This is a genomic window from Actinoallomurus sp. CA-142502 (assembly GCF_050936355.1).
Lineage (GTDB): Bacteria > Actinomycetota > Actinomycetes > Streptosporangiales > Streptosporangiaceae > Actinoallomurus > Actinoallomurus iriomotensis.
On the sequence record NZ_JBNJMY010000001.1, the window covers coordinates 10633241 to 10658357 of the forward strand.

The window sequence follows — 25117 nt, forward strand, 5'->3', positions numbered from 1 at the left end:
CGGAGACGCACGGCGTTCGGATCAGTGTGCCGACGCCACCTCCTGGGCGAGTTCCTCGGCATGATGACGGGCCGCCCGAAGGCTGACGGTGAGCTGCCGGTCCTCGCCCACACTGCGGCTCACCCCCGAGCGGGGATTGGCGGCGACCAGCGTCCGGGTCGCCAGGTCCTCGGCGTGCAGGCGATCCTGGAACTCGGTGATCGCACGTAGGAGTTCCCCCACACGAGGTTCACAGTCCTGGGGATCGGTGTCGTCGATGCACCCCGCGAGATCCAGGGCGAGGTCCGCCGTACGCCTCAGCTCGGCGGCGAACCGGGTCATGGCATCGGGGTCGACGGCGTCGACCCTGACGCGCGCCCCCCCGATGCCCCGGGTGACGCGCTGGGCGTACCGTGCCGCGTCCTCGAGATACCTGGCGACGTTGTCCGCTCGGCTGAAGGGCGTGTACCCCGCCATACCCGCTCGTGCCAGGACCGCGTCCAGCCAGAACCCGAACCCTACGACCAGCTTGCCGAGGTTCCCAGGAGACATCCGGTCGATCCGGCCGGCGTACTCCTCGCCGTATGTCTGCGCCTTGCCCGGATGGAAGAAGCGGAACCGCGCCGACCGACGCGCGACCCTCCGCGCCAGTCGCGGAGACCGGTCATAGACTTCGCTCGCCAACAAGTTGAGCAAGAGCCCGCCGATCATTCCCAGCCAGAAGTCAGAACTCGCGAGATCGGGCACGCGCCCATTATCGGACCGTGAGGAGACAGGTGCGCGGGGTCCGGGAAGGTCGCCGTGACGGCTCTACGATGGCGTGGTGGCTCCCCTGCCGGAAGACCCGCCGCCCTCCGTCGGCGAAGACGACCGCGACGTGGCCGTGCGGCGCCTCCAGGACGCCTACGCCGAAGGGCACCTCTCCCACGAGGAGATGGACGAGCGCCTCCACCAGGTGCTGACCGCCAGGACGCGGGACGAGCTCGAGACGGCTCTGGCCTCCCTCCCGAAGGAGGACCCGTCCACGATCGCCGCCTTCGGCGGCCGGATCCGGCGGCGCGGCGCATGGCGGGTCCCCCGGACCCTCAAGGTCGAGTCCGCGTTCGGAAGGGTCCACCTGGACCTGTCCCACGCGGTCATCGAGCATCCGGTGGTCGACATCGAGCTGCGGCTCGGCACCGGCCGGGCGAAGATCACGGTGCCTCGCGACGCGATCGTCGACGTCGAGGGCCTGCACACCGGGTGGAAGGACTCGCGTTACAAACCCCGGCGGAGCTCCGGCGGCCCGAAGATCCGGATCTCCGGGAGCATGGGGTTCGGACGGCTGAGGATCCGCCACGCGCGGCGTTGAGCCCGAGGGCCTGTCTCAAGTCCACGTCCGTAGCGAGCGGCCTGGACGCCGCGCAGTAGGACAGCGGGGCTTTGAGACAGGCCCTAACTCGCGTGGCGTTCCTCCGGGGTGATGCCGCCGAGGACGCGGATGCGGCGCGTCTCCTGGGCCCGGTCGGCCAGGTGCGCGGCGTCCGGATACGTGACCTCTTCCAGCGACAGCCCGTACGGCGGGAGCACCTGCACGGCGGAGTCACGCTGCCGGCCGGCGAGCACCTCGGCCGGCCACTCGATGGGACGGCGGCTGTCGCCGACCGAGATCAGCGCGCCGACCAGCGCCCGCACCATCGAGTGGCAGAACGCGTCCGCCACGATGGTCGCGACGGCGATGTTGCCGGCCTCGCGAGCCCAGTCGCAGCGCAGCAGCCGGCGGATGGTCGTGGCGCCCTCACGGCGGCGGCAGTACGCCGCGAAGTCGTTCTCGCCGAGCAGCAGCGCCGCCGCGGCGTTCATCCGGTCGAGATCGAGCGGCCGCGGGTGCCACAGCACCTCGTGCCGGCGCATCGGGTCGACGCCGATCGGGTTGTCGCACACCCGGTACGCGTAGCGCCGCGACAGCGCCGAGAACCGCGCGTCGAAGCCCTCCGGGGCCTGGCCGATGCGCCAGATCCGGATGTCGGAGGGCAGCACGCCCGCGAGGCGACGCGGCAGGGTGCCGGTGACCGGGTGGTAGGCCGCGACCGGTACGACGACGTGCGCCACCTGGCCGCGGGCGTGCACACCGGCGTCCGTACGGCCCGCCACGGTCAGCACCGGCGGCGGGTCCAGGCGGAGCACGCGTCCCAGAGCCTCTTCGATGACGCCCTGCACCGTCCGCTGGTTGGGCTGGCGGGCCCAGCCCGCGAAGTCCGACCCGTCGTAACCGATGTCGAGCCGGAGTCGTACGAGAGCGGTCATGGCATCAGGAGACGGCTCGGGTGGGCGTTCGTCCATGTCGGTTGCCCCTCGGGTGCCATCATTCGGCGGTGACCCCGTGTCCATGCTCTCCGTGTCCTGGCCATTCCACAACTCTCCCAAAGATCGAGCCCGCCGTCCCGTAGGGCACGGCGGGCTCGGGACCAAGCGTGGGTTACTTCTTGTCCTCGGCCTCGTCTGCTGCCTCGGCCGGAGCGCTGTCCTGCGGCTCCTCGGCCTCGACGGCGGCCGGCTCCTCGGCCGGGGTCTCGGCCTCGGCGGCCGGCTCCTCGGTCGTGGCGGCCTCGGCGGCCGGTGCCGGACGGCTGGTGGTCACGGCCCCGATCGGCTCGTCGACCAGCTCGATCAGGGCCATCGGAGCGCTGTCGCCCTTGCGCGGGCCGAGCTTGGTGATCCGCGTGTAACCGCCGGGGCGGTTCTCGAAGCGCGGGCCGATCTCGGTGAACAGCGTGTGGACGACGCCCTTGTCCTGCACGACGGTGAGGACCTGGCGCCGCGCGGCGAGGTCACCGCGCTTGGCCTTGGTGATGAGCTTCTCCGCCAGCGGCCGCAACCGCCGGGCCTTGGCCTCGGTCGTCGTGATGCGGCCGTGCTCGAACAGCGCGGTGGCGAGGTTCGCCAGGATCAGCCGCTGGTGCGAGGGGCTGCCGCCGAGACGAGGGCCCTTGGTGGGCTGGGGCATGAGTGCTTCTCTCCTTTTTCAACCCGCGCCGGCCGTACGAGGTACCGGCGTCGGTCCGGCGGGGCGATCACCCCGCCGCGTATCGACGAGCGGGCGGCCCCGCGATCGGAGCCGCCCACCCAGATGATCAGTACTGCTCGGTCTCGGCGTAGCTCTGGTCCTCGTCGCCGTAGGAGTCCGCCGCGGCGGTCGGGTCGAACCCGGGCGGGGAGTCCTTCAGCGTGAGGCCCATGTCGTTGAGCTTCTGCTTGACCTCTTCGATGGACTTGGCGCCGAAATTCCTTATATCGAGCAGGTCCTGCTCGCTGCGCGCCACGAGCTCACCCACGGTGTGGATGCCCTCGCGCTTGAGGCAGTTGTAGGACCGGACCGTGAGGTTGAGCTCCTCGATCGGCAGTGCCAGGTCCGCGGCGAGCGCGGCGTCCGTCGGGGACGGGCCCATGTCGATGCCCTCGGCCTCGACGTTGAGCTCGCGCGCCAGCCCGAACAGCTCGACGAGCGTCTTGCCGGCGCTCGCCACCGCGTCGCGCGGCAGCATCGCGGGCTTGGTCTCGACGTCGACGATCAGCCGGTCGAAGTCGGTGCGCTGCTCGACACGCGTCGCCTCGACCTTGTAGGTGACCTTCAGGACCGGCGAGTAGATCGAGTCGATCGGCACCCGCCCGATCTCCTGGCCCGGCTGCTTGTTCTGCGCCGCGGAGACGTAGCCTCGGCCACGCTCGACGGTGAGCTCCATCTCCAGCTTCGCCTTGTTGTTCAGCGTGGCGATGTGCAGCTCGGGGTTGTGCACCTCGACACCGGCCGGCGGCGCGATGTCGGCGGCGGTGACGTCACCGGGCCCCTGCTTGCGGAGGTACATCACGACCGGCTCGTCGTGCTCGGAGGAGACGACGAGCTCCTTGAGGTTCAGGATGATGTCGGTGACATCCTCCTTGACCCCCGGGATCGTGGAGAACTCGTGCAGCACGCCCTCGATGCGGATGCTGGTGACCGCGGCACCCGGGATCGAGGACAGGAGCGTACGGCGGAGCGAGTTGCCGATGGTGTAGCCGAAGCCCGGCTCCAGCGGCTCGATGGTGAACCGGGACCGGAACTCGTCGACCTGCTCCTCGGTGAGGGTCGGTCGCTGTGCGATGAGCATTTCAGAACATCCTTCCCGCGGCGCCCGCTATTTGACTGCCGCGACCTTGCGTTCGGCGGGCGTACGCCGCAGTGGCGCACGCCCGCCCGAGTCGTACGTCAGCGCTTGGCGTACCACTCGACGATGAGCTGCTCCTGGACCGGCGCGTCGATGTGCTGGCGGACCGGGAGCGAGTGCACGAGGATGCGCATCTTCTCGGGCGCGACCTCGAGCCATGCCGGGACCGGACGCTCGCCGGCCTCGGCCTTCGCCACGACGAACGGGGTCTGCTCGAGGCTCTTGCCCTTGACCTCGATGATGTCCCGCTCGCTGACGCGGTACGACGGAATGTCGACCTTCTTGCCGTTCACCAGGAAGTGACCGTGGCGCACCAGCTGGCGGGCCATGTCACGGCTCTTGGCGTAGCCGGCGCGGTAGATCACGTTGTCGAGGCGGCGCTCGAGCAGGCTCAGCAGGTTCTCACCCGTCTTGCCCTGACGGCGGTTCGCCTCTTTGTAGTAGTTCACGAACTGGGCCTCGAGGACCCCGTAGATGCGGCGGGCCTTCTGCTTCTCCCGGAGCTGGAGCATGTGCTCGCTCTCCTTGGGACGGCCGCGACCGTGCTCACCCGGCGGGTAGGGCCGGATCTCGATCGGGCACTTCGGCCCGTCGCACTTGCTGCCCTTGAGGAACAGCTTCATCTTCTCGCGGCGGCACAGCTTGCAGTCCGCGCCGGTGTATCGAGCCATCTCTCTCTTTCCTAACTCAGACGCGGCGGCGCTTCGGCGGGCGGCAGCCGTTGTGCGGGACCGGGGTGACGTCCTGGATGGAACCGACCTCGAGGCCGGTCGCCTGCAGCGACCGGATCGCGGTCTCGCGTCCCGAGCCCGGGCCCTTCACGAAGACGTCGACCTTGCGCATGCCGTGCTCCATGGCGCGGCGCGCGGCGGCCTCGGCGGCCATCTGAGCGGCGAACGGCGTCGACTTACGCGAGCCCTTGAAGCCCACGTGGCCGGCGCTGGCCCAGGAGATCACGGCGCCCATCGGGTCCGTGATCGTGACGATGGTGTTGTTGAACGTGCTCTTGATGTGGGCGTGCCCGTGAGCGACGTTCTTCTTTTCCTTGCGGCGCACCTTCTTGGCGCCGGTGCGGCTCTTAGGCGGCATCTGCTCTCAAGTCTCCTGGAGGTCGTCGATCCGGCGTCCCGGCCGCGTGGACCGGGGCGGCGGACTACTTCTTGCCGGCCTTCTTCTTGCCGGCCACGGTCTTCTTCTTGCCCTTGCGCGTACGGGCGTTGGTCTGCGTGCGCTGGCCGTGGACCGGCAGCCCGCGGCGGTGCCGGATGCCCTGGTAGCACCCGATCTCGATCTTGCGGCGGATGTCGGCCTGGATCTCGCGGCGGAGGTCGCCCTCGATCCGGTAGTTCGCCTCGATCCAGTCGCGGAGCTGAATCAGCTCGTCGTCGCCGAGCTCGTGGACCCGGCGGTCACCGCTGATGCCGGTCTCCTTGAGGGTCTCGAGCGCGCGGGTGCGGCCGATGCCGAAGATGTAGGTAAGAGCGACCTCGAGACGCTTTTCGCGCGGGAGGTCGACGCCGAGGAGGCGTGCCATCTCGGGCAGTTCCCTTCTGTTTCACGGAGGTCTGCGCCCCGCACCCCCACCTGCCCGGTTGGGGCCCCGGCCTCCGACCGGGGGTCGCTCCCGTCAGGGAGCCGCGGAACGATGATGTTGTTAGAGCTGAGCTGTACCTATTGAGAGGTCAGCCCTGGCGCTGCTTGTGGCGCGGGTCGTCGCAGATGACCATGACCCGGCCGTGCCGGCGGATGACGCGGCACTTGCTGCAGATCTTCTTGACGCTCGGCTTGACCTTCACTGGGTCTCCTCAATACAGGGTCACCCCCGCGTTGCCAGACGCGGGGAAGGCAACCCCAGTGGGTGTATTGCTTACTTGTAGCGGTAGACGATCCGGCCGCGGGTGAGGTCGTACGGACTGAGTTCAACGACCACACGGTCATCGGGAAGGATCCGGATGTAGTGCATCCGCATCTTCCCGCTGATGTGAGCGAGAACCTTGTGCCCGTTGTCCAGCTCAACCCGGAACATGGCGTTCGGGAGAGACTCGACGACGGTGCCTTCGATCTCGATGGCCCCTTCTTTTTTGGGCATGTCCTCCGCGCTTCACTGATCGGTTCGTCAGGAGAACGGCCCTCGCGGCACTCGGGCACGCAGAGCATGCGGACATGAGCCGACACAGGACCGACACAGAAGTGTACGTCACCGGCCGCGAGAATGTGAAATCGGCGCGGATTCACCACCAGACCGGCCTCACCCGACCGGCGTCGTGGCCGGGCCACTCCTCCTGGAATCCCAACGTACGAGTGGCCATGGTGGTTCCCGCCCCCCGCGTGGTCGGCTGGGGGCCATGACGATCCTCGCGCAACTCAGCGATCTCCACCTGACCGTCGACGACCCCACCCGCGTACGCTCGCTGCGCACCGCCCTGACCACGCTGCTCGCCCTCGCCACGCCGCCCGACGCGGTGGTCCTCACCGGCGACCTGGCCGACCACGGCCGCCCCGAGGAGTACGCGCTCCTGCGCGACGAGCTCGCCCGCCTGCCGATCCCCGCGCACCCGCTGCCCGGCAACCACGACGACGTCGCCGCGCTGCTGACGGCCTTCCCCGAGCTCCCCGCGGCGAACTACGCCGTGACCGTGGCCGGCGTACGGCTGCTGTGCTGCGACTCCACCATCCCGGGCCGGGACGACGGTACGCTGTCGGATCCGGAGTGGCTGGACGCCGCCCTCGCCGAGGAGCCCGGCACACCGTCGGTCGTGGCGATGCACCACCCGCCGTACGAGGTCGGGGTCGGCTGGGTCGACGCCATGGGCCACGCGCGGCCCGAGCGGCTCGGCGACGTGATCGCCCGCCATCCGCAGGTCGTCCGCGTCATCGCCGGGCACGTGCACGCCGGCTCGGTGCGCGCCTTCGCGGGTACGGTCGCCACGACCTGTCCCAGCACGTACCGGCAGCTGCACGTCGACCCCGGCGGCCGGCCCGCGCTCTCCGACGCGCCACCCGGCCTGGCGCTGCACCTCATCGACGGCATGAGCGCCGTCACTCACTTCCGGCCGGTGGAGGAGACGCCCTGACCCGTGTGAGGGACCGGTCAGCGACGGTCGCCGCGGGTGCCGAAGGCCTGTCCGGCGAGCATCACCGCTCCCCAGGGCCCGGCCACCCAAATCCACCATGGGTACCAGGTTCCGGAGGACACCGCCGTGAGCAGCCAGATCACGATGCACACGACGTTCACGCCGGCATACGTGGCCCAGCCCGCCCGCATGTTCGGGAGGGACAGCCCGCCGCCCATGCGGCGGGCCGGCGTCGACTGCCGCCACGACGGCACGGGAAGCTCGTACAGGTCCTCTTCGGGCAGATCCGCCGTGACCTTCTCCAGGTCGCCGAGGGTCCGCGCGGAGTAGACGCCTTCGAGCCGCTCGTTCAGCTCCTCGACGTCGATGCGCCCCTGAGCGCAGTGCTCTCTCAGCGCCGCCGCGACCCGGTCACGGTCGGCGTCGGAGGCCCGCATCTCAGGGTTGAGCGCCATCCTTGATCCTCTCGTCCCGGCTGAGGAAACCGTGGGACGCACCGCCGTCGAGCGCGGTGAGCACCCAGGGGCCGTCCTCGGTGACCGCGAAGGTGTGCTCGAAGTGCGCCGAGCGGGCACCGTCGCCGGTCACCACCGTCCAGTCGTCATCCAGCAGGACGGTCGCCGCCGTCCCGAGGTTGACCATCGGCTCGACCGCGAAGCACATGCCGGCAGCGAGGCGGGGGCCATGCCCGGCCTCGCCGTAGTTGGGCACCGGCGGGTCCATGTGCATCTGCGTACCGATCCCGTGGCCGACGTACTCTTCGACGATGCCATAGTCGCCCTGATCGCGCACATATGTCTCGACCGCGTGGCCGATGTCGCTCAGCCGGGCCTCGACCAGGCCGGCGCCGATGCCGCGCCACATCGACTCCTCGCAGATCTCGAGGAGCCGCTTCAGCTCGGGCGTGATCTCGCCGACCGGCACCGTCACCGCGGAGTCGCCGTGCCAGCCGTCGACGATGGCGCCGCAGTCGATGGAGATGATGTCACCGTCGCGCAGGACCTTGTCCGGGCTGGGGATGCCGTGGACGATCTCCTCGTTCACCGACGTGCAGATCGTGGCGGGGAAACCCTGGTAGCCCTTGAACGACGGCGTCGCGCCCGCGGAGCGGATCGACTCTTCCGCGATGGCGTCGAGGTCGGCCGTCGTGATCCCCGGGCGCACCTCCTCGGTGAGCCGGTGCAGAGTGCGGCCGACGACGAGGCCGGCCTCCCGCATCACCGCGAGTTGGTCGCGAGACTTGATCTGGATGGCCGGCTTACGCTTCTTCCACACTCTTTGCTCCGCACGTGGTCCGGGGGTTGCCTATGAGGACGGCGCCCACCGCCCCGGCGGACGCGGCAGGCGCGCAGGCGCCTGCCACGACCGCGAAGATCAGGCGGCGAAGCGGCGGAGCGCGGCGAGGGCCCGCTCCGTGACATCCTCGACGGGCCCGGTGGCGTCGATGCCCACCAGAATGCCCTCATCGGCGTAGAACGACGCGAGAGGCGCCGTCTGTTCCTGGTAGACCTCCAGGCGGTGCCGGATGGTCTCCTCGCGGTCGTCGTCGCGCTGAAAGAGCTCACCGCCGCAGACGTCGCAGACGCCGTCCTTGGTGGGCGGGTCGAAGGCGAGGTGCCAGATCCGCCCGCACTTGCGGCACGTGCGGCGGCCCGACAGCCGGCGTACGACCTCGTCGTCGTCGACCACGAGCTCGAGCACGAGGTCGAGCCTGCGGTCGGTTTCGGACAGGATCTTCTTGAGCGTCTCCGCCTGCGGAACATTGCGTGGGAAGCCGTCGAGCAGGAAGCCCTCCTGGGCGTCCTCCTCGCCCAACCGGTCGCGCACCATCGCGATGGTGACCTCGTCCGGGACAAGGTCACCGCGGTCCATGTACTCCTTGGCCTTGCGGCCCAGGGGGGTGTTCCCGCTCACGTTCGCGCGGAAGATGTCACCTGTCGAGATTTTCGGGATTGACAGGTGCGATGCGATGAATTGGGCCTGCGTCCCCTTGCCCGCTCCGGGGGGACCCACGAGCACGATGCGCACTACCGCAGGAAGCCCTCGTAGTTACGTTGCTGGAGTTGGCTCTCGATCTGCTTGACCGTGTCCAGCCCGACACCGACCATGATCAGGATACTCGTGCCGCCGAACGGGAAGTTCTGGCTGGCGCCGATGAGCCCGAACGCCACCATCGGGATCAAGGAGATGAGCCCGAGGTAGAGCGCGCCCGGAGCGGTGATGCGCGTGAGCACGTAGTCGAGGTACTCGGCGGTTGGTCGGCCCGGACGGATGCCCGGGATGAACCCACCGTACTTCTTCATGTTGTCGGCGACCTCAGTCGGGTTGAAGGTGATCGCGACGTAGAAGTACGTGAAGAAGATGATCAGGACGAAGTACAGCCCCATGTAGATCGGGTGATCGCCCTTGACGAGGTACTTCGAGATGAAGGTGCTCACCGGGTTGGTGCTGTGCCACATCTGCACCACGAGCTGCGGGAGGTACAGCAGCGAGGAGGCGAAGATGACGGGGATGACACCGGCCTGGTTGACCTTGAGCGGGATGTAGGTCGACGTGCCGCCGTACATCCGGCGGCCGACCATCCGCTTGGCGTACTGCACCGGGATGCGGCGCTGGGCCTGCTCGACGAAGACCACACCGGCGACGATCGCCACTCCGACGAGGATGACGATCGCGAAGACGAAGCCGTGCTTGGTCTTGTAGATGTTCCAGAACTCGCTCGGGAAGACGGCGACGACCTGCGTGAAGATCAGGATCGACATGCCGTTGCCGATGCCGCGGTCGGTGACCAGCTCACCCAGCCACATGATGACCGAGGTGCCGGCGGTGATCACGATGACCATCGTGACGATGGTGAACCAGCTCTTGTTCCAGAGCAGGTCCTCGGTGCAGCCCTGAAGGAGGTTGCCCGTGCTCGCCATCGCGACGATGCCGGTGCCCTGAAGGATGGCGAGGCCGATCGTCAGGTACCGCGTGTACTGCGTGATCTTCGTGGTGCCGGACTGGCCCTCCTTGCGGAGCACCTCCAGGCGCGGGATCACCACGGTCAGCAGCTGCAGGATGATGCTCGCGGTGATGTAGGGCATGATGCCCAGCGCGAAGATCGACAGCTTGAGCAGCGCGCCACCGCTGAAGAGGTTGACGAGGCCGTAAATATTGCCGTTCGCACCCTTGGTCGCCACATCGACACAGCGATGGACGGCGCCGGTGTTCACGCCCGGTGCCGGCAGCTGGGACCCCAGCCGGAACACGGCGATGATGAAGAGCGTGAAGACAAGCTTCTTGCGCAGGTCGGGTGTTCGGAACGCCCGAGTGAACGCGGTCAGCACCATTCCTCCTGCGCGACTTCCGGCCATGAGGCACAATCAGGGCCGCGGATGGGCCCCGGTCGATGGTAGGCGGCGATAGCCGCCGCTCGCACTCTAACAGCCCTTGCATGGGCTGACGCCCCCGCCGGGCCTCGGCGGGGGCGATTCCCACAAGGGCTTGGTCTCACAGTGTTTCGGCAGTGCCCCCGGCACCTGTGATCTTTTCCTTAGCGGAGCCGGAAAAGGCGTGAGCCTTGACCTGGACCGTTACGGAGATGTCACCAGTACCGAGAATCTTTACCGGGTGTCCCGGGCGAACCGCGCCCTTCGCGGCGAGGTCGTCGGGCGTCACCTCTCCACCCTCAGGGTAGAGCTCGGCGAGCCGGCCCAGGTTGACGACCTGGTATTCGACACGGAACGGGTTCTTGAAGCCCTTGAGCTTCGGCACCCGCCGGATCAGGGGCATCTGGCCGCCCTCGAACCCGGCCGGCACCGTGCTGCGGGCCTTGGTGCCCTTGGTGCCACGTCCGGCGGTCTTGCCCTTGGACGCCTCACCACGGCCCTTACGGGTCTTGGCCTTGTGAGCACCCGGAGCGGGCCGCAGGTGATGCGGCCGCAGCGGAGTCTCGGCTCCCATGATCAGTCAACCTCCTCGACCGTGACCAGGTGGCGCACGGTCTGGATCATTCCGAGCACCTCGGGACGGTCCTCGCGGACGACGCTCTGACCGATCTTCTTGAGCCCGAGGGTACGCAGGGTGGCGCGCTGGTACTGCTTGCCGCCGATCTGCGACTTGACCTGCGTGATCTTCAGGTTACTCATGACGCCGCAGCCTCCTGCCGGGCCTCGCTGCCGGCCGCGCGGGCCTTCAGCATGGCGGCGGGGGCGACGTCCTCGATCGGCAGGCCGCGCTTGGCCGCGATCTCCTCCGGCCGGCTGAGCTGCTTCAGCGCCGCCACCGTCGCGTGGACGATGTTGATGGCGTTGGACGAGCCCAGCGACTTGGACAGGACATCGTGGATGCCCGCGCACTCCAGCACCGCGCGGACGGGGCCACCCGCGATCACACCGGTACCGGGGCTGGCCGGCTTCAGCAGGACGACGCCCGCGGCCTCCTCGCCCTGGCTGGTGTGCGGGATGGTGCCCTGGATCCGCGGCACCTTGAAGAAGTGCTTCTTGGCCTCCTCGACACCCTTGGCGATCGCCGCGGGCACCTCCTTGGCCTTGCCGTAGCCGACACCCACCGTGCCGTTGCCGTCGCCCACCACGACCAGCGCGGTGAAGCTGAAGCGCCGGCCGCCCTTGACGACCTTGGCGACACGGTTGATCGCTACGACACGCTCGATGTACGACTGGCCCTTGTCGGCGCCACCCCGGCGATCATCACGCCGGTCGCGCCGCTCGCCGCCGCCACGACGTGGTGCTGCCATTAGTGGTTCCTCTTCTCGTCCGTCGATTGCAGTGAGCGGGCCATCAGAGCTCCAGCCCACCCTCGCGGGCACCGTCGGCCAGAGCCGCGATGCGACCGTGGTACCGGTGCCCTGCGCGGTCGAAGACGACGGCGCCGATGCCGGCCTCCTTGGCCCGCTCCGCCAGCAGCTCGCCGACCTTGCGCGCCTTGGCCGTCTTGTCGCCCTCGCTCGTACGGAGCGTGGAGTCGAGCGTCGACGCGGACACCAGCGTGTGACCGGCGATATCGTCGATGATCTGCGCGGACATGTGCTTCGCCGACTTGGTCACGACCAGCCGCGGCCGCTCGGCGCTGCCCTGGATCTTCTTCCGGACGCGCAGGTGCCGACGGGCTCGGGACGCCGCGCGCGCCGAGGTCCGCTTGCGGACCTGGGTCTTGCTCACAGGCACGACTACTTACCAGCCTTTCCGACCTTGCGGCGGATCTGCTCGCCTTGGTAGCGCACGCCCTTGCCCTTGTACGGGTCCGGCTTGCGCAACTTGCGGATGTTCGCGGCGACCTCGCCGACCTTCTGCTTGTCGATGCCCTCGACCACGAACTGGGTCGGCCGCTCGACACGGAAGGTGATGCCGGCCGGCGGCTCCACCGTGATCGGGTGGCTGAAGCCGAGGGAGAACTCGAGGTTGCTGCCCTTGGCCTGAACGCGGTAACCGACGCCGACGATCTCCAGCGTCTTGCTGTAGCCCTCGGTCACACCGACGACCATGTTGTGGATCAGCGTCCGGGTCAGGCCGTGCAGAGCACGGACCGGTCCCTCGTCGCTGGGGCGACCGACCTTGATCTGACCGTCCTCCTGGACGACCTCGATCGGCCGGGCCACCTTGTGCTTGAGCTCGCCCTTGGGGCCCTTGACCGTGACGTCCTGGCCGTCGACCTTGATGTCGACGCCGCTGGGGACGGGGATGGGCAGACGTCCAATGCGCGACATGCTGTGTTCCCTCCCCTCTTACCAGACGTAGGCGAGGACTTCCCCGCCCACACCGCTCTTGCCGGCCTGCCGGTCGGTCATCAGGCCCGAGGACGTCGAGATGATCGCGACGCCGAGACCACCGAGGACCTTCGGCAGGTTGTCCTTCTTCGCGTAGACCCGCAGGCCCGGCTTGGAAACCCGCTTGAGCCCGGCGATCGAACGCTCACGGCTCGGGCCGAACTTGAGGTCGACCACCAGCTTCTTGCCGACCTCGGCGTCCTCGACGCTCCACCCCGAGATGTAACCCTCCTGCTGGAGGATCTCGGCGATGTGCGCCTTGATCTTCGAGTACGGCATGGCCACGGTGTCGTGGTATGCCGAATTCGCGTTCCGCAGACGTGTCAGCATGTCTGCGATCGGGTCGGTCATCGTCATGGCCTACTGGGCCCTCCTCGCCGCGGTTTCCACACGTGTCGTCCGCGCGGACCTTCGACGTGGTCGTGGGTGCCTTGTTCAGGCACCCGGTTGGTCATTATCTGTTGCTGGCTTACCAGCTGGACTTGGTGATGCCGGGCAGCTCGCCGCGGTGCGCCATCTCCCGGAAGCAGATCCGGCACAGGCCGAACTTGCGGAAGACGGCGCGCGGACGCCCACAGCGCGAGCACCGAGTGTAGGCGCGCACCGAGTGCTTGGGCTTCCGGTTCGCCTTGGCGATCAGAGCCTTCTTCGCCATCTGTCAGTTCTCCTTGAACGGGAAGCCCAGGTGCCGCAGAAGCGCCCGGCCCTCCTCGTCGGTCTTGGCGGTGGTCACGATCGTGATGTCCATACCGCGCTGCCGGTCGACCTTGTCCGGGTCGATCTCGTGGAACATCACCTGCTCGGTGAGACCGAACGTGTAGTTGCCGTTGCCGTCGAAGTGCTTCGGCGACAGGCCGCGGAAGTCACGGATACGCGGCAGGGCCAGCGACAGCAGCCGGTCGAGGAACTCCCACATGCGGTCACCGCGAAGCGTCACGTGCGCGCCGATCGGCATGCCCTCACGCAGCTTGAACTGCGCGATCGACTTCTTCGCCCGGGCCACGGCCGGCTTCTGCCCGGTGATGGTCGTCAGGTCGCGCACCGCGCCCTCGATGACCTTCGAGTCGCGGGCGGCGTCGCCGACGCCCATGTTGACCTTGATCTTGGTCAACCCGGGGATCTGCATGACGTTCGCGTAGCCGAACTCGTCGCGCATCGCCTTGGCGATCTCGTCGCGGTAGCGCTGCTTGAGCCGCGGCTGCACGGTCTCCTGGGTGGTCGTGTCGGCGGTCATCAGATGTCCTTACCGGTACGGCGCGAGATACGAACCTTCGTGCCGTCGTCGTCGAATCGGTAACCGACGCGGGTGGGCTTGCCGTCCTCGACCAGCGCCACGTTGCTGACGTGGATCGAGGCCTCCTTGGTGACGACCCCGCCGTCCTTGGCGCCGCGCGGTCCCTGGTTGGTCTCCTTGGTGTGACGCTTGACCAGGTTCACGCCCTCGACGGTCACGCGCTCGCGATTCGGGTCGGCAGCGATGACCTTGCCGGTCGCACCCTTGTCCTTGCCGGCGATGACGATGACGTCATCGCCCTTCTTGATCTTCATCAGAGCACCTCCGGCGCGAGCGAGATGATGCGCATGAACCTCTTGTCGCGCAGCTCCCGGCCGACCGGCCCGAAGATGCGCGTACCGCGCGGGTCTCCGCCGTCCCTGATGAGCACAGCCGCGTTCTCGTCGAAGCGGATGTAGGAGCCGTCGGGACGGCGGCGCTCCTTGCGGGTGCGCACGACGACGGCCTTAACGACATCACCCTTCTTCACGCCGGCACCGGGAAGGGCGTCCTTCACGGTCGCGACGATGATGTCGCCGATGCCCGCATAGCGCCGACCCGAGCCACCGAGAACGCGGATGCAAAGGATCTCCTTGGCACCCGTGTTGTCGGCGACCTTGAGTCGCGACTCCTGCTGGATCACGTCTACTCCTGAATTCTCTCGCCGGTTCTCTTTCGAGCCTGGCGGATTCGATCCTTCAGTCGCTCGGCGGCGACTGCCATTTAGCGGGGACCACCTCGGGGGCGGAACCCCTTACTTGGCCTTCTCAAGGATCTCCACGACACGCCACCGCTTCGTGGCCGACAGCGGGCGGGTCTCCATCAGCCGGACCCGGTCGCCGACGCCACAGGCGTTGGACTCGTCGTGCGCCTTGTACTTCGTCGTACGGCGGATGATCTTGCCGTACAGCGCGTGCTTGACGCGGTCCTCGACGGCGACCACGACGGTCTTGTCCATCTTGTCACTGACCACGAGACCCTCGCGGATCTTGCGGTAGCTCCGCGTCTGCTGCGTCTTCTCGTCACTCATCGGTGGACTCCTCCGCGGGCTCCTCGGCGAACACGACGATGCCGAGCTCCCGCTCCCGCATCACGGTGTAGATGCGGGCGATCTCCCGCTTCACTTCGCGCAGCCGACCGTGGGTCTCGAGCTGGCCCGTCGCCGCCTGGAAGCGGAGGTTGAACAGCTCCTCCTTGGCCTCCTTCAGCTTCGTGACCAGCTCGGCCTCCGGCTGGGACCGCAGATCCTCGGCGGTTAGGCCCTGAGCCATCACGCCTCACCCACTTCACGCTTCACGAACTTGCACTTCATCGGGAGCTTGTGCATCGCGCGGCGGAGCGCCTCGCGCGCCAGCGGCTCCGGGACACCCGCGAGCTCGAACATGACCCGGCCCGGCTTGACGTTCGCGACCCACCACTCCGGCGAGCCCTTACCGGAACCCATGCGGGTCTCGGCGGGCTTCTTGGTCAGCGGACGGTCGGGGTAGATGTTGATCCACACCTTCCCGCCACGCTTGATGTGCCGGGTCATGGCGATACGTGCGGCCTCGATCTGCCGGTTGGTCACGTACGCGCCCTCGACGGCCTGGATGCCGTACTCGCCGAACACGACCCTGGTGCCGCCCTTGGCCATGCCGGCCCGCTTCGGGTGGTGCTGCTTGCGGTGCTTGACCCTGCGAGGGATCAGCATTGGTAATTCAGCTCCCCTCACCCGCGCTGGACGGCGCCGCCGCCTCAGTCGCCTGCTGCTGCTCGGCGGGCGCGCTCGACGCGGCCTGCTGCTGCTGCCGGCCGCCGCGGTCGCCACCACGGTCGCCGCCACGGCCACCGCGACCGCCACCGCCGCCGCCACCGCCGCCACGACGCTGCGGCCGCTCGCGACGGCCACCGCCACCGGCGGCGCGCTCCTTCGCGGCCTGCGCCTCGCGCTCGGCGCGGCTCGTCGGCGCCTCGCCCTTGTAGATCCAGACCTTCACGCCGATGCGGCCGAAGGTCGTACGGGCCTCGTAGAAGCCGTAGTCGATGTCGGCGCGGAGCGTGTGCAGGGGCACCTGGCCCTCGCGGTAGAACTCCGAGCGGGACATCTCGGCGCCGCCTAGGCGGCCACCGCACTGCACCTTGATCCCCTTGGCGCCGCTCTTCATGGCGCTCTGGATCGCCTTACGCATGGCACGTCGGAACGCGACCCGGCTGGACAGCTGCTCGGCAACGCCCTGCGCGACGAGCTGCGCGTCGATCTCGGGGTTCTTGACCTCGAGGATGTTGAGCTGGACCTGCTTGCCGGTCAGCTTCTCCAGGTCGCCGCGGATGCGGTCGGCCTCGGCGCCACGGCGGCCGATCACGATGCCCGGGCGCGCGGTGTGGATGTCGACGCGGACGCGGTCACGGGTGCGCTCGATCTCGACCTTGGAGATGCCGGCGCGGTCCATGCCGCGGGTCAGCATCCGGCGGATCGACACGTCTTCCTTGACGTAGTCCTTGTACAGCTTGTCGGCGTACCACCGGCTCTTGAAGTCGGTGGTGATGCCCAGTCGGAACCCGTGCGGGTTGACCTTCTGCCCCACTAGCGGGTCCTCCTCGTCTGCTTGCGGCCGTTACCCGAACTCTTGCCGCCCTTGTCACCCTCGGGCCGCGACTCGACCACGACCGTGATGTGGCTGGTCCGCTTGTTGATGCGGTACGCGCGCCCCATCGACCGCGGGCGGTAGCGCTTCAGCGTCGGTCCCTCGTCCACCCACGCCCGGCTCACGAAGAGCGTGTCGGCGTCGAGCTTCTGGTTGTGCTCGGCGTTGGCGATGGCGCTCGAGAGCACCTTGTACACCGGCTCGCTCGCAGCCTGAGGGGCGAAGCGCAGCACCGCCTGAGCCTCCGCGGCCTGCATGCCGCGGATGAGGTCCACCACGCGGCGGGCCTTTCTGGGCGTGACGCGGGCGTACCGCGCCTGGGCCCTGGCTTCCATCGCTGTTTCCTCGCTCTCGATACTTCTTGGTTCAGCCCCGCCGGCTGCGGCGGTCTTCCTTGATGTGGCCCTTGAAGGTCCGAGTCGGGGCGAACTCCCCGAGCTTGTGACCGATCATGGCCTCGGTGATGAACACGGGAACGTGCTTGCGGCCGTCGTGCACGGCGATCGTGTGACCGAGCATGTCGGGCACGATCATGGAGCGACGCGACCACGTCTTGATGACGTTCTTGGTGCCCTTCTCGTTCTGCGCGTCCACCTTTTTGATCAGGTGGTCGTCGACGAAGGGACCCTTCTTAAGGCTACGTGGCATGGCTTCGGCTCCTACCGCTTCTTCTTGCTGCGACGACGGACGATGAGCCGGTCGGACGGCTTGTTCGCCCTCCGGGTGCGACCCTCGGGCTGGCCCCACGGGCTGGAGGGGTGACGGCCACCGGAGGTCTTGCCCTCACCACCACCGTGCGGGTGGTCGATCGGGTTCATCGCGACGCCGCGGACGGTCGGGCGCTTGCCCTTCCACCGCATGCGGCCGGCCTTGCCCCAGTTGATGTTGGACTGCTCGGAGTTGCCCACCTCGCCGACCGTGGCGCGGCAGCGCAGGTCCACCATCCGCATCTCGCCCGAGGGCATACGCAGCGTGGCGTACTTGCCCTCCTTGGCCAGCAGCTGGGCGCCGGAGCCGGCCGAGCGGGCCAGCTTCGCGCCACCGCCGGGCCGCAGCTCGATGGCGTGCACGACCGTACCGGTCGGGACGTTGCGCAGCGGAAGGCAGTTGCCCGGCTTGATGTCGGCGGACGGACCGTTCTCGACGCGGTCGCCCTGCTTCACACCGGTCGGGCAGAGGATGTAGCGCTTCTCCCCGTCGGCGTAGTGCAGCAGCGCGATGCGCGCGGTGCGGTTCGGGTCGTACTCGATGTGCGCGACCTTCGCCGGCACACCGTCCTTGTCGGCGCGCCGGAAGTCGATGACCCGGTACGCCCTCTTGTGTCCGCCGCCCTGGTGCCGGGTGGTGATACGGCCGTGAACGTTACGGCCGCCCTTCTTGGGGAGCGGACGCACGAGCGACTTCTCCGGCTCGGTCCGGGTGACCTCGACGAAGTCGGCCACACTCGAACCACGACGGCCGGGCGTCGTCGGCTTGTACTTACGGATGCCCATCTTTTTCGTTCATCCCTTGTCTGTCTTCGGACGGTGAACCGATCCGGACCGGCCCTCCGCGGTGCCCGGGGTCCGGAGGTCGCGCGCGTGCGCTCCCTGGCCGGAGCGGTGCGCCGCGGAGGAGAGGGTCATGAGACCGAGCCTCCGAAGATTTCGATCCGCTCACCCTCGGCCAGGCTCACGATGGCCCGCTTGGTGTTCTTGCGCTTGCCGTAACCGAACCGGGTGCGCTTGCGCTTGCCCTGCCGGTTGATCGTGTTCACGCCGGTCACCTTGACCCCGAAGACGGCCTCGACGGCCTGCCTGATCTGGGTCTTGTTGGCGTCCGGGCGAACCTCGAACGTGTACTTGCCCTCGTCGAGCAGCCCGTAGCTCTTCTCCGAGATCACGGGCGCGATGAGGATGTCGCGCGGGTCGGCGATCTTGCTCACTTGGCCTCCTCCTTCCCACTCACGTGGTTCACGAAGGCCTGGTACGCCGGCTCGGTGAAGACGATTTCGTCGTTGCAGAGCACGTCGTAGGTGTTGAGCTGGTCGGCCATGAGCACGTGCACCTCGGCGACGTTGCGCAGGCTCAGCCAGGTCAGGTCGTCCTCGCGGTCGAGGACCACCAGCACCTTGGCCGCCTCGGTCACCGAACGCAGCGAGGCGAGCGCGGCCTTGGTCTTGGGCGTCTCGCCCTCGACCAGACCGGACACCACGTGCACGCGGCCGTAGCGAGCGCGGTCCGAGAGCGCACCGCGCAGCGCGGCGGCCTTCATCTTCTTCGGCGTCTTCTGCGCGTACGAGCGCGGCTGCGGGCCGTGGACGGTGCCACCGCCGGCGAACTGCGGCGCGCGGGTCGAGCCCTGGCGGGCGCGACCGGTGCCCTTCTGCCGGTACGGCTTCTTACCGCCACCGGAGACCTCACCGCGGGTCTTGGCCTTGTGCGTGCCCTGCCGCGCCGCGGCGAGCTGCGCCACGACGACCTGGTGGATCAGCGGCACGTTGACCTTCGCGTCGAAGATCTCCGGAGCGAGCTCGATGTCCAGTTTCGTGGCCACTTACTTCGCCCCCTTCGCGGCGCTGCGCACCAGGATCAGGCCGCCGTTCGGTCCGGGAACCGCACCCTTGATCAGGAGCAGTCCCTTGTCGGCGTCGATGGAGTGCACGGTGAGGTTCTGCACGGTCGTACGGGCGTTGCCGTACCTGCCGGCCATGCGCAGGCCCTTGAACACGCGGCCCGGCGTGGCGCAGCCACCGATCGAGCCGGGCGAGCGGTGCTTGCGCTGGGTGCCGTGCGAGGCGCCGAGGCCCTTGAAGCCGTGGCGCTTCATGACACCCGCGGTGCCCTTGCCCTTGCTGCGGCCGGTGACGTCGATCCGCTGTCCGGCCTCGAAGACCTCGACGGTGATCTCCTGGCCGAGCTCGTACTCGGCGGCGTCGTCCGTGCGCAGCTCGACGAGGTGGCGGCGCGGTGTCACGCCGGCCTTCTCGTAGTGACCGGTCAGCGGCTTGTTGACCTTGCGCGGGTCGATCTGGCCGTAGCCGAGCTGGACGGCGGAGTAACCGTCGGATTCCGGCGTGCGCACTCGGGTGACGACGCACGGCCCAGCCTGGACGACGGTTACCGGAACGATCCGGCCCTCATCGTCGAAGACCTGGGTCATACCGAGCTTCTCGCCCAGAACGCCCTTTCTCTGCTTGCTCATCTCTGGATGCCCTTAGAGCTTGATCTCGATGTCGACGCCGGCCGGAAGGTCGAGCCGCATCAGCGAGTCGACCGTCTTGGGCGTCGGATCGATGATGTCGATCAGGCGCTTGTGCGTGCGCATCTCGAAGTGCTCGCGGCTGTCCTTGTACTTGTGCGGCGAGCGGATGACGCAGTACACGTTCTTCTCGGTCGGCAGCGGCACCGGGCCGGCGACCTTCGCGCCCGTGCGCGTCACCGTCTCGACGATCTTGCGCGCCGAAGTGTCGATGACCTCGTGGTCGTAGGCCTTGAGCCGGATGCGGATCTTCTGTCCCGCCATGGTGGCCTCGGTGTCCTTTGCTTCCTAGGTGCCGCTGGTTTACGTTCCGCGGAGGTCGCTCACGCGTCCTCCGCGGAGATCTCCCTCAGATCGAAATCGTCGGGAGTCGTGGTGCGGCGGCCGGGCCTGTCTCAGCTCCCGACCGCCGCTCCGCGGGTACTACTTGATGATCTTGGTCACGCGGCCCGCACCGACGGTGCGGCCACCCTCGCGGATCGCGAACTTGAGGCCTTCCTCCATCGCGATGGGCTGGATGAGCTCAACACGCATCTCGGTGTTGTCGCCCGGCATGACCATCTCGGTGCCCTCGGGCAGGTGCACGACGCCGGTCACGTCCGTGGTCCGGAAGTAGAACTGCGGACGGTAGTTGTTGAAGAACGGCGTGTGGCGGCCGCCCTCGTCCTTGGACAGGATGTAGACCTGCGCCTCGAACTCGGTGTGCGGGGTGTTGGTGCCCGGCTTGATGACACACTGACCGCGCTCGACGTCCTCGCGCTTGATGCCGCGCAGGAGCAGGCCGACGTTGTCGCCCGCCTGGCCCTGGTCGAGCAGCTTGCGGAACATCTCGACGCCGGTGACCGTGGTCGAGGTGGCGCTGTCCTTGATGCCGATGATGTCGACGGTCTCGTTGACGTTGACGACACCACGCTCGATACGGCCGGTGACGACCGTGCCGCGACCGGTGATCGAGAAGACGTCCTCGATCGGCATCAGGAACGGCTTGTCGGTCTCACGGACCGGCTCGGGGATGTTCTCGTCGCAGGCGTCCATGAGCTCGACGATCTTGGCGCCCCACTCGGCGTCGCCCTCGAGGGCCTTGAGCGCGGAGACGCGGACCACCGGGACGTCGTCGCCCGGGAACTCGTACTCCGACAGGAGCTCGCGGACCTCCAGCTCGACGAGCTCGAGGATCTCCTCGTCGTCGACCATGTCGGCCTTGTTGAGCGCCACGACGATGTACGGAACGCCGACCTGACGCGCCAGGAGCACGTGCTCCTTGGTCTGCGGCATCGGGCCGTCGGTCGCCGCCACGACCAGGATCGCACCGTCCATCTGGGCGGCGCCGGTGATCATGTTCTTGATGTAGTCGGCGTGACCCGGGCAGTCGACGTGGGCGTAGTGACGCTTCTCCGTCTGGTACTCGACGTGAGCGATCGAGATCGTGATGCCCCGCTCCCGCTCCTCCGGCGCCTTGTCGATCTCGTCGAACGGCGTGAAGGGGTTCAGGTCCGGGTGCTTGTCATGGAGCACCTTGGTAATCGCCGCGGTAAGGGTGGTCTTACCATGGTCGATGTGCCCAATGGTGCCGATGTTTACGTGCGGCTTCGTCCGCTCGAACTTGGCCTTGGCCACCGGTGTCTCCTTGTTGCGATCCTCGGCCGTCTTTCGCGACCGTCTGTAGCTTCAGTGGTTGGTCTTGTGCCGCGACGGGTTATTCGCCGCGCGCCTTGGCGATGATCTCCTGCGCGACGTTCCCAGGAACCTCGGCGTAGGAGTCGAACTGCATCGTGAAGACGGCGCGCCCCTGGGTCTTGCTCCGCAGGTCACCGACGTATCCGAACATCTCGGACAGCGGCACGATGGACTTGATGACCTTGACCCCGCTGCGCTCGCCCATCTCCTGAATCTGGCCACGACGGCCGTTCAGGTCGCCGATGACGTCACCCATGTAGTCCTCAGGAGTGGTGACCTCGACGGCCATCATCGGCTCCAGCAGCGCGGGATCGGCCTTGCGGGCCGCTTCCTTGAACGCCATGGAACCGGCGATCTTGAAGGCCAGCTCGGAGGAGTCGACGTCGTGGTAGGCGCCGTCCTGCAGGGTGACCTTGACACCGACCAGCGGGTATCCGGCGAGCACGCCGAACTCGGCCGCCTCCTGGCAGCCCGCGTCCACCGACGGGATGTACTCCCGCGGGATGCGGCCACCGGTGACCTTGTTCTCGAACTCGTAGCCGTCGCTGCCGCCGCCGAGCGGCTCGATGTCGATGATGACGCGACCGAACTGACCGGAGCCACCCGTCTGCTTCTTGTGGGTGTACTCGACCTTCTCCACCTTGCGGCGGATGGTCTCGCGGTAGGCGACCTGCGGCCGGCCGACGTTGGCCTCGACCTTGAACTCCCGCTTCATGCGGTCGACCAGCACCTCGAGGTGCAGCTCGCCCATGCCGGAGATGATGGTCTGCCCGGTCTCCTCGTCGGTCCGCACCTGGAAGGACGGGTCCTCCTCGGCGAGCCGCTGGATCGCGGTGCCCAGCTTCTGCTGGTCGGCCTTGGTCTTGGGCTCGATGGCGACGTTGATGACCGGCGCCGGGAAGCTCATCGACTCCAGGATCACCGGGTTCTTGTCGTCGGAGAGCGTCTCGCCGGTGGTGGTCTGCTTGAGACCCATCACCGCGACGATGTCGCCCGCGCCAACGCGCTCGATCTCCTCACGCTTGTTCGCGTGCATCCGGTAGATCTTGCCGACGCGCTCCTTGCGGTCCTTCACGCTGTTCAGGACCGAGCTGCCGGACTCCAGCACGCCCGAGTAGACGCGGATGAAGGTCAGCTTGCCCAGGTGCGGGTCGCTCATGATCTTGAATGCCAGCGCCGAGAACGGCTCGTCCTCGCTCGGCTTGCGCTCGATGACCTTCTCTTCGTCGCGGTAGTCGTGGCCCTGGATGGCCTCGACGTCGAGCGGCGAGGGGAGGTAGTTGACGATCGCGTCGAGGAGCGGCTGGACGCCCTTGTTCTTGAAGGCGGTGCCACAGGTGACCGGGGTCAGCGCGCCGGCGATCGTGGCCCGGCGGATCGCCGGGATGAGCTGCGCCGTCGTGGGCTCGTTGCCCTCGAGGTAAAGCTCCATGATCTCGTCGTCGGCCTCGGCCAGCGTCTCGACCAGCTTGTCGTGCCACTCACGGGCGGCGTCGGCGTGCGTGTCGGGGATGTCGACCACGTCGTACATCTCGCCCTTGGCAGCCTCGGCGCTCCAGACGAGAGCCTTCATGCGGACCAGGTCCACGACACCCTTGAAGTCGGCCTCGGCGCCGATCGGGATCTGCAGCACCAGCGGCGTGGCGTTGAGCCGGTCGACGATCATGTCGACGCAGCGGTGGAACTCCGCGCCTACGCGGTCGAGCTTGTTGACGAAGCAGATCCGCGGCACGTTGTAGCGGTCGGCCTGGCGCCACACCGTTTCGGACTGCGGCTCGACGCCGGCCACACCGTCGAACACCGCGACCGCGCCGTCGAGGACGCGCAGTGAACGCTCCACCTCGACGGTGAAGTCGACGTGTCCGGGCGTGTCGATGATGTTGATGGTGTGATCGACGTCGTCAACCGTCCAGTGGCAGGTCGTCGCGGCAGACGTGATCGTGATGCCGCGCTCCTGCTCCTGTTCCATCCAGTCCATGGTGGCAGCGCCCTCATGAACCTCACCGATCTTGTAGTTGACGCCGGTGTAGTACAGGATCCGCTCGGTGGTCGTGGTCTTACCCGCGTCGATGTGGGCCATGATCCCGATGTTTCGGACCTTGGCCAGGTCTACGCCGGTCTTAGTAGCCACTTTCGCGCCCTCGTTAGTCTCGTACGTGGTGCTGGATTACCAGCGGTAGTGAGCGAAGGCCTTGTTGGACTCCGCCATCTTGTGCGTGTCCTCGCGCTTCTTAACGCTCGCGCCGAGGCCGTTGCTCGCGTCGAGCAGCTCGTTCATCAGCCGCTCGGTCATGGTCTTCTCACGTCGCTGACGGGCGTACAGGACGAGCCAGCGGAGCGCGAGGGTGGTGCTGCGCGCCGGACGCACCTCGACGGGCACCTGGTAGGTGGCGCCACCGACACGCCGGCTGCGGACCTCGAGGGTCGGCTTGACGTTGTCCAGCGCGCGCTTGAGCGTCACGACCGGGTCGTTGCCGGTCTTCTCGCGGCAGCCTTCCAGGGCGTCGTACACGATGCTCTGAGCGATCGACCGCTTGCCGTCGAGCAGGACCTTGTTGACCAGCGAGGTGACCAGCGGCGAGTTGTACACCGGGTCAGCGATCAGCTGGCGCTTGCCTGCGGGGCCCTTGCGAGGCATCTCAGCTCTTCTCCTTCTTCGCGCCGTAGCGGCTGCGAGCCTGCTTCCGGTTCCGAACACCCTGGGTGTCGAGCGACCCGCGGATGATCTTGTACCGCACACCCGGGAGGTCCTTCACACGGCCGCCGCGCACGAGCACGATGGAGTGCTCCTGCAGGTTGTGCCCGACGCCGGGGATGTAGGCCGTGACCTCGATCCCGCTCGTCAGCCGGACACGGGCGACCTTGCGCAGCGCGGAGTTGGGCTTCTTGGGCGTCGTCGTGTAGACGCGCGTGCAGACGCCGCGGCGCTGCGGGCTTCCCTTGAGCGCCGGCGTCTTGTTCTTGGTCACCTTGTCCTGGCGGCCCTTGCGGACCAGCTGCTGGATCGTGGGCACCGCGTCTCCGTCTTCCTCGTACCAAGCCGTTTGCTGGGTTTGCCGTGCTCTCGCGCGGCCGGCTGGTCGCGCCCCAACGAGCGGGACGACCTGCCGTTTTGCTTTTGCCTCCGACCCCCGTGGTCGGGCGTGTCGCACACGCCCTCCTGCACTCAGCCTGGAAAGGCCAGGTGAACTCAGGGAGTCGAATCCGCGCCGCACGCTGACTTCAGGCCGGTCACCAGGCGATGATCGCGATGGTGAGGCACCTAGATCGGTGTGCACGCACGTTGGACCCGCGAACCG

The 25117-nt window shown here is 67.8% G+C and carries 40 protein-coding genes; 2 read left to right on the forward strand and 38 right to left on the reverse strand.

All coding sequences use genetic code 11. The features are described from left to right. Positions 1-21 precede the first annotated feature (21 nt). Positions 22-726 (reverse strand): hypothetical protein, encoded by a 705-nt coding sequence (locus tag ACQEV1_RS49870; protein WP_285625200.1) that lies wholly within the window; start codon positions 724-726, stop codon positions 22-24. 76 nt (positions 727-802) lie between these two features. Between ACQEV1_RS49870 and ACQEV1_RS49875 the strand changes: the two genes are divergently transcribed. Next, positions 803-1330, forward strand: coding sequence for a DUF1707 SHOCT-like domain-containing protein (locus tag ACQEV1_RS49875; protein WP_285625197.1), 528 nt, complete (start codon positions 803-805; stop codon positions 1328-1330). An 83-nt stretch (positions 1331-1413) separates the two neighbouring features. On the opposite strand, the gene truA is transcribed toward ACQEV1_RS49875, so the two are convergent. The 8 genes from truA to infA all read right to left on the reverse strand — a co-directional run bounded on the left by truA (position 1414) and on the right by infA (position 6252). Further along, positions 1414-2301, reverse strand: coding sequence for a tRNA pseudouridine(38-40) synthase TruA (truA, locus tag ACQEV1_RS49880; RefSeq protein WP_285625195.1), 888 nt, complete (start codon positions 2299-2301; stop codon positions 1414-1416). A 136-nt stretch (positions 2302-2437) separates the two neighbouring features. Next, entirely contained in the window at positions 2438-2965 is a 528-nt protein-coding gene (rplQ, locus tag ACQEV1_RS49885) for a 50S ribosomal protein L17 (RefSeq protein WP_285625192.1), read from the reverse strand. A 127-nt stretch (positions 2966-3092) separates the two neighbouring features. Beyond that, a complete protein-coding gene (locus ACQEV1_RS49890; protein ID WP_329250690.1) occupies positions 3093-4106 on the reverse strand; it encodes a DNA-directed RNA polymerase subunit alpha in 1014 nt (337 codons plus the stop codon). Between the two features lie 98 nt (positions 4107-4204). Beyond that, positions 4205-4834, reverse strand: coding sequence for a 30S ribosomal protein S4 (rpsD, locus tag ACQEV1_RS49895; protein WP_285582657.1), 630 nt, complete (start codon positions 4832-4834; stop codon positions 4205-4207). Positions 4835-4850: 16 nt separating this feature from the next. Continuing rightward, positions 4851-5252 carry a 30S ribosomal protein S11 gene (gene rpsK, locus ACQEV1_RS49900; RefSeq protein ID WP_285582658.1) on the reverse strand — a complete coding sequence of 134 codons (402 nt, stop codon included), beginning with the start codon at positions 5250-5252 and terminating at the stop codon, positions 4851-4853. Between the two features lie 64 nt (positions 5253-5316). Beyond that, positions 5317-5697 carry a 30S ribosomal protein S13 gene (gene rpsM, locus ACQEV1_RS49905; RefSeq protein WP_285582660.1) on the reverse strand — a complete coding sequence of 127 codons (381 nt, stop codon included), beginning with the start codon at positions 5695-5697 and terminating at the stop codon, positions 5317-5319. A 148-nt stretch (positions 5698-5845) separates the two neighbouring features. Then, positions 5846-5959, reverse strand: a complete 114-nt coding sequence (gene rpmJ, locus ACQEV1_RS49910; RefSeq protein WP_141956754.1) for a 50S ribosomal protein L36 — start codon at positions 5957-5959, stop codon at positions 5846-5848. A gap of 71 nt (positions 5960-6030) precedes the next feature. Further along, complete coding sequence (infA, locus tag ACQEV1_RS49915) at positions 6031-6252, reverse strand: translation initiation factor IF-1 (protein WP_067912209.1); 222 nt, start codon at positions 6250-6252, stop codon at positions 6031-6033. Between the two features lie 256 nt (positions 6253-6508). Here infA and ACQEV1_RS49920 point away from each other — a divergent pair, with 256 nt between their 5' ends. Then, entirely contained in the window at positions 6509-7237 is a 729-nt protein-coding gene (locus tag ACQEV1_RS49920; protein WP_433405002.1) for a metallophosphoesterase, read from the forward strand. Positions 7238-7254: 17 nt separating this feature from the next. Here the strand turns inward: ACQEV1_RS49920 and ACQEV1_RS49925 are convergent, their stop codons facing one another. From ACQEV1_RS49925 to rpsL, 29 genes are all read right to left on the reverse strand, one after another. Then, positions 7255-7692, reverse strand: coding sequence for a DUF1707 SHOCT-like domain-containing protein (locus ACQEV1_RS49925; protein WP_285625187.1), 438 nt, complete (start codon positions 7690-7692; stop codon positions 7255-7257). After that, on the reverse strand, positions 7676-8512 hold the full coding sequence (gene map / locus ACQEV1_RS49930; RefSeq protein ID WP_285582668.1) for a type I methionyl aminopeptidase: 837 nt from the start codon (positions 8510-8512) through the stop codon (positions 7676-7678). Before map ends, ACQEV1_RS49925 begins: the two co-directional genes overlap by 17 nt. Before the next feature lie 99 nt (positions 8513-8611). Further along, positions 8612-9265 carry an adenylate kinase gene (locus tag ACQEV1_RS49935; RefSeq protein ID WP_285625185.1) on the reverse strand — a complete coding sequence of 218 codons (654 nt, stop codon included), beginning with the start codon at positions 9263-9265 and terminating at the stop codon, positions 8612-8614. Beyond that, positions 9265-10566 carry a preprotein translocase subunit SecY gene (gene secY, locus ACQEV1_RS49940; RefSeq protein ID WP_285625184.1) on the reverse strand — a complete coding sequence of 434 codons (1302 nt, stop codon included), beginning with the start codon at positions 10564-10566 and terminating at the stop codon, positions 9265-9267. Before secY ends, ACQEV1_RS49935 begins: the two co-directional genes overlap by 1 nt. Before the next feature lie 163 nt (positions 10567-10729). Further along, positions 10730-11182 carry a 50S ribosomal protein L15 gene (gene rplO, locus ACQEV1_RS49945; protein WP_285625182.1) on the reverse strand — a complete coding sequence of 151 codons (453 nt, stop codon included), beginning with the start codon at positions 11180-11182 and terminating at the stop codon, positions 10730-10732. Between the two features lie 2 nt (positions 11183-11184). Next, the gene (gene rpmD, locus ACQEV1_RS49950; RefSeq protein WP_285625180.1) at positions 11185-11367 is read right to left on the reverse strand and encodes a 50S ribosomal protein L30; all 183 of its coding nucleotides are present in this window, start codon (positions 11365-11367) and stop codon (positions 11185-11187) included. After that, on the reverse strand, positions 11364-11975 hold the full coding sequence (rpsE, locus tag ACQEV1_RS49955) for a 30S ribosomal protein S5 (protein WP_285582675.1): 612 nt from the start codon (positions 11973-11975) through the stop codon (positions 11364-11366). The genes rpmD and rpsE overlap by 4 nt, the downstream gene beginning before the upstream one ends. Before the next feature lie 43 nt (positions 11976-12018). Beyond that, on the reverse strand, positions 12019-12399 hold the full coding sequence (rplR, locus tag ACQEV1_RS49960; protein ID WP_378205481.1) for a 50S ribosomal protein L18: 381 nt from the start codon (positions 12397-12399) through the stop codon (positions 12019-12021). Positions 12400-12407: 8 nt separating this feature from the next. Beyond that, complete coding sequence (gene rplF, locus ACQEV1_RS49965) at positions 12408-12944, reverse strand: 50S ribosomal protein L6 (RefSeq protein ID WP_285582678.1); 537 nt, start codon at positions 12942-12944, stop codon at positions 12408-12410. Between the two features lie 18 nt (positions 12945-12962). Then, positions 12963-13361, reverse strand: a complete 399-nt coding sequence (rpsH, locus tag ACQEV1_RS49970) for a 30S ribosomal protein S8 (RefSeq protein ID WP_285582679.1) — start codon at positions 13359-13361, stop codon at positions 12963-12965. 112 nt (positions 13362-13473) lie between these two features. After that, positions 13474-13659 carry a type Z 30S ribosomal protein S14 gene (locus tag ACQEV1_RS49975; protein WP_285582680.1) on the reverse strand — a complete coding sequence of 62 codons (186 nt, stop codon included), beginning with the start codon at positions 13657-13659 and terminating at the stop codon, positions 13474-13476. 3 nt (positions 13660-13662) lie between these two features. Beyond that, a complete protein-coding gene (rplE, locus tag ACQEV1_RS49980) occupies positions 13663-14238 on the reverse strand; it encodes a 50S ribosomal protein L5 (protein ID WP_285625176.1) in 576 nt (191 codons plus the stop codon). Further along, positions 14238-14552 (reverse strand): 50S ribosomal protein L24, encoded by a 315-nt coding sequence (rplX, locus tag ACQEV1_RS49985; RefSeq protein ID WP_285582683.1) that lies wholly within the window; start codon positions 14550-14552, stop codon positions 14238-14240. The genes rplE and rplX overlap by 1 nt, the downstream gene beginning before the upstream one ends. Beyond that, positions 14552-14920: a 50S ribosomal protein L14 gene (rplN, locus tag ACQEV1_RS49990; protein WP_141956740.1), complete on the reverse strand. Its 369-nt coding sequence runs from the start codon at positions 14918-14920 to the stop codon at positions 14552-14554. The genes rplX and rplN overlap by 1 nt, the downstream gene beginning before the upstream one ends. 111 nt (positions 14921-15031) lie before the next feature. Then, the gene (rpsQ, locus tag ACQEV1_RS49995; RefSeq protein WP_285582686.1) at positions 15032-15307 is read right to left on the reverse strand and encodes a 30S ribosomal protein S17; all 276 of its coding nucleotides are present in this window, start codon (positions 15305-15307) and stop codon (positions 15032-15034) included. After that, positions 15300-15548 carry a 50S ribosomal protein L29 gene (gene rpmC, locus ACQEV1_RS50000; RefSeq protein ID WP_285625174.1) on the reverse strand — a complete coding sequence of 83 codons (249 nt, stop codon included), beginning with the start codon at positions 15546-15548 and terminating at the stop codon, positions 15300-15302. The genes rpsQ and rpmC overlap by 8 nt, the downstream gene beginning before the upstream one ends. Further along, positions 15548-15967: a 50S ribosomal protein L16 gene (gene rplP, locus ACQEV1_RS50005; RefSeq protein WP_285582690.1), complete on the reverse strand. Its 420-nt coding sequence runs from the start codon at positions 15965-15967 to the stop codon at positions 15548-15550. Before rplP ends, rpmC begins: the two co-directional genes overlap by 1 nt. Before the next feature lie 7 nt (positions 15968-15974). Next, positions 15975-16841 carry a 30S ribosomal protein S3 gene (gene rpsC, locus ACQEV1_RS50010; protein WP_433405014.1) on the reverse strand — a complete coding sequence of 289 codons (867 nt, stop codon included), beginning with the start codon at positions 16839-16841 and terminating at the stop codon, positions 15975-15977. Next, positions 16841-17236: a 50S ribosomal protein L22 gene (gene rplV / locus ACQEV1_RS50015; RefSeq protein ID WP_285582693.1), complete on the reverse strand. Its 396-nt coding sequence runs from the start codon at positions 17234-17236 to the stop codon at positions 16841-16843. The genes rpsC and rplV overlap by 1 nt, the downstream gene beginning before the upstream one ends. 31 nt (positions 17237-17267) lie before the next feature. Next, positions 17268-17549, reverse strand: a complete 282-nt coding sequence (gene rpsS / locus ACQEV1_RS50020) for a 30S ribosomal protein S19 (RefSeq protein WP_285625169.1) — start codon at positions 17547-17549, stop codon at positions 17268-17270. 11 nt (positions 17550-17560) lie between these two features. Then, a complete protein-coding gene (rplB, locus tag ACQEV1_RS50025; RefSeq protein WP_285582696.1) occupies positions 17561-18394 on the reverse strand; it encodes a 50S ribosomal protein L2 in 834 nt (277 codons plus the stop codon). A gap of 128 nt (positions 18395-18522) precedes the next feature. After that, on the reverse strand, positions 18523-18825 hold the full coding sequence (gene rplW, locus ACQEV1_RS50030) for a 50S ribosomal protein L23 (protein ID WP_285582697.1): 303 nt from the start codon (positions 18823-18825) through the stop codon (positions 18523-18525). After that, a complete protein-coding gene (gene rplD / locus ACQEV1_RS50035) occupies positions 18822-19436 on the reverse strand; it encodes a 50S ribosomal protein L4 (RefSeq protein ID WP_285582698.1) in 615 nt (204 codons plus the stop codon). The genes rplW and rplD overlap by 4 nt, the downstream gene beginning before the upstream one ends. Continuing rightward, on the reverse strand, positions 19437-20084 hold the full coding sequence (gene rplC / locus ACQEV1_RS50040) for a 50S ribosomal protein L3 (protein ID WP_285625166.1): 648 nt from the start codon (positions 20082-20084) through the stop codon (positions 19437-19439). 12 nt (positions 20085-20096) lie between these two features. Further along, positions 20097-20405, reverse strand: coding sequence for a 30S ribosomal protein S10 (gene rpsJ / locus ACQEV1_RS50045; RefSeq protein WP_141956729.1), 309 nt, complete (start codon positions 20403-20405; stop codon positions 20097-20099). Positions 20406-20564: 159 nt separating this feature from the next. Beyond that, positions 20565-21758, reverse strand: coding sequence for an elongation factor Tu (gene tuf, locus ACQEV1_RS50050; protein ID WP_285625163.1), 1194 nt, complete (start codon positions 21756-21758; stop codon positions 20565-20567). Between the two features lie 79 nt (positions 21759-21837). Then, positions 21838-23949 carry an elongation factor G gene (gene fusA / locus ACQEV1_RS50055; protein WP_285582706.1) on the reverse strand — a complete coding sequence of 704 codons (2112 nt, stop codon included), beginning with the start codon at positions 23947-23949 and terminating at the stop codon, positions 21838-21840. Positions 23950-23985: 36 nt separating this feature from the next. Beyond that, positions 23986-24456, reverse strand: a complete 471-nt coding sequence (gene rpsG, locus ACQEV1_RS50060; protein ID WP_252780395.1) for a 30S ribosomal protein S7 — start codon at positions 24454-24456, stop codon at positions 23986-23988. Position 24457: 1 nt separating this feature from the next. Continuing rightward, positions 24458-24832 carry a 30S ribosomal protein S12 gene (gene rpsL, locus ACQEV1_RS50065; RefSeq protein WP_019632621.1) on the reverse strand — a complete coding sequence of 125 codons (375 nt, stop codon included), beginning with the start codon at positions 24830-24832 and terminating at the stop codon, positions 24458-24460. Positions 24833-25117 lie beyond the last annotated feature (285 nt).

Bases quoted from the DNA above. Each gene is read 5' to 3' on its own strand.
- truA (WP_285625195.1), bottom strand. From the start codon at position 2,301: ATGGACGAACGCCCACCCGAGCCGTCTCCTGATGCCATGACCGCTCTC.
- rplQ (WP_285625192.1), bottom strand. From the start codon at position 2,965: ATGCCCCAGCCCACCAAGGGCCCTCGTCTCGGCGGCAGCCCCTCGCAC.
- ACQEV1_RS49890 (WP_329250690.1), bottom strand. From the start codon at position 4,106: ATGCTCATCGCACAGCGACCGACCCTCACCGAGGAGCAGGTCGACGAG.
- rpsD (WP_285582657.1), bottom strand. From the start codon at position 4,834: ATGGCTCGATACACCGGCGCGGACTGCAAGCTGTGCCGCCGCGAGAAG.
- rpsK (WP_285582658.1), bottom strand. From the start codon at position 5,252: ATGCCGCCTAAGAGCCGCACCGGCGCCAAGAAGGTGCGCCGCAAGGAA.
- rpsM (WP_285582660.1), bottom strand. From the start codon at position 5,697: ATGGCACGCCTCCTCGGCGTCGACCTCCCGCGCGAAAAGCGTCTCGAG.
- infA (WP_067912209.1), bottom strand. From the start codon at position 6,252: ATGCCCAAAAAAGAAGGGGCCATCGAGATCGAAGGCACCGTCGTCGAG.
- ACQEV1_RS49920 (WP_433405002.1), top strand. From the start codon at position 6,509: ATGACGATCCTCGCGCAACTCAGCGATCTCCACCTGACCGTCGACGAC.
- ACQEV1_RS49925 (WP_285625187.1), bottom strand. From the start codon at position 7,692: ATGGCGCTCAACCCTGAGATGCGGGCCTCCGACGCCGACCGTGACCGG.
- rplO (WP_285625182.1), bottom strand. From the start codon at position 11,182: ATGGGAGCCGAGACTCCGCTGCGGCCGCATCACCTGCGGCCCGCTCCG.
- rpmD (WP_285625180.1), bottom strand. From the start codon at position 11,367: ATGAGTAACCTGAAGATCACGCAGGTCAAGTCGCAGATCGGCGGCAAG.
- rpsE (WP_285582675.1), bottom strand. From the start codon at position 11,975: ATGGCAGCACCACGTCGTGGCGGCGGCGAGCGGCGCGACCGGCGTGAT.
- rplF (WP_285582678.1), bottom strand. From the start codon at position 12,944: ATGTCGCGCATTGGACGTCTGCCCATCCCCGTCCCCAGCGGCGTCGAC.
- rpsH (WP_285582679.1), bottom strand. From the start codon at position 13,361: ATGACGATGACCGACCCGATCGCAGACATGCTGACACGTCTGCGGAAC.
- ACQEV1_RS49975 (WP_285582680.1), bottom strand. From the start codon at position 13,659: ATGGCGAAGAAGGCTCTGATCGCCAAGGCGAACCGGAAGCCCAAGCAC.
- rplE (WP_285625176.1), bottom strand. From the start codon at position 14,238: ATGACCGCCGACACGACCACCCAGGAGACCGTGCAGCCGCGGCTCAAG.
- rplX (WP_285582683.1), bottom strand. From the start codon at position 14,552: ATGAAGATCAAGAAGGGCGATGACGTCATCGTCATCGCCGGCAAGGAC.
- rpsQ (WP_285582686.1), bottom strand. From the start codon at position 15,307: ATGAGTGACGAGAAGACGCAGCAGACGCGGAGCTACCGCAAGATCCGC.
- rpmC (WP_285625174.1), bottom strand. From the start codon at position 15,548: ATGGCTCAGGGCCTAACCGCCGAGGATCTGCGGTCCCAGCCGGAGGCC.
- rplP (WP_285582690.1), bottom strand. From the start codon at position 15,967: ATGCTGATCCCTCGCAGGGTCAAGCACCGCAAGCAGCACCACCCGAAG.
- rplV (WP_285582693.1), bottom strand. From the start codon at position 17,236: ATGGAAGCCAGGGCCCAGGCGCGGTACGCCCGCGTCACGCCCAGAAAG.
- rpsS (WP_285625169.1), bottom strand. From the start codon at position 17,549: ATGCCACGTAGCCTTAAGAAGGGTCCCTTCGTCGACGACCACCTGATC.
- rplB (WP_285582696.1), bottom strand. From the start codon at position 18,394: ATGGGCATCCGTAAGTACAAGCCGACGACGCCCGGCCGTCGTGGTTCG.
- rplC (WP_285625166.1), bottom strand. From the start codon at position 20,084: ATGAGCAAGCAGAGAAAGGGCGTTCTGGGCGAGAAGCTCGGTATGACC.
- rpsJ (WP_141956729.1), bottom strand. From the start codon at position 20,405: ATGGCGGGACAGAAGATCCGCATCCGGCTCAAGGCCTACGACCACGAG.
- rpsG (WP_252780395.1), bottom strand. From the start codon at position 24,456: ATGCCTCGCAAGGGCCCCGCAGGCAAGCGCCAGCTGATCGCTGACCCG.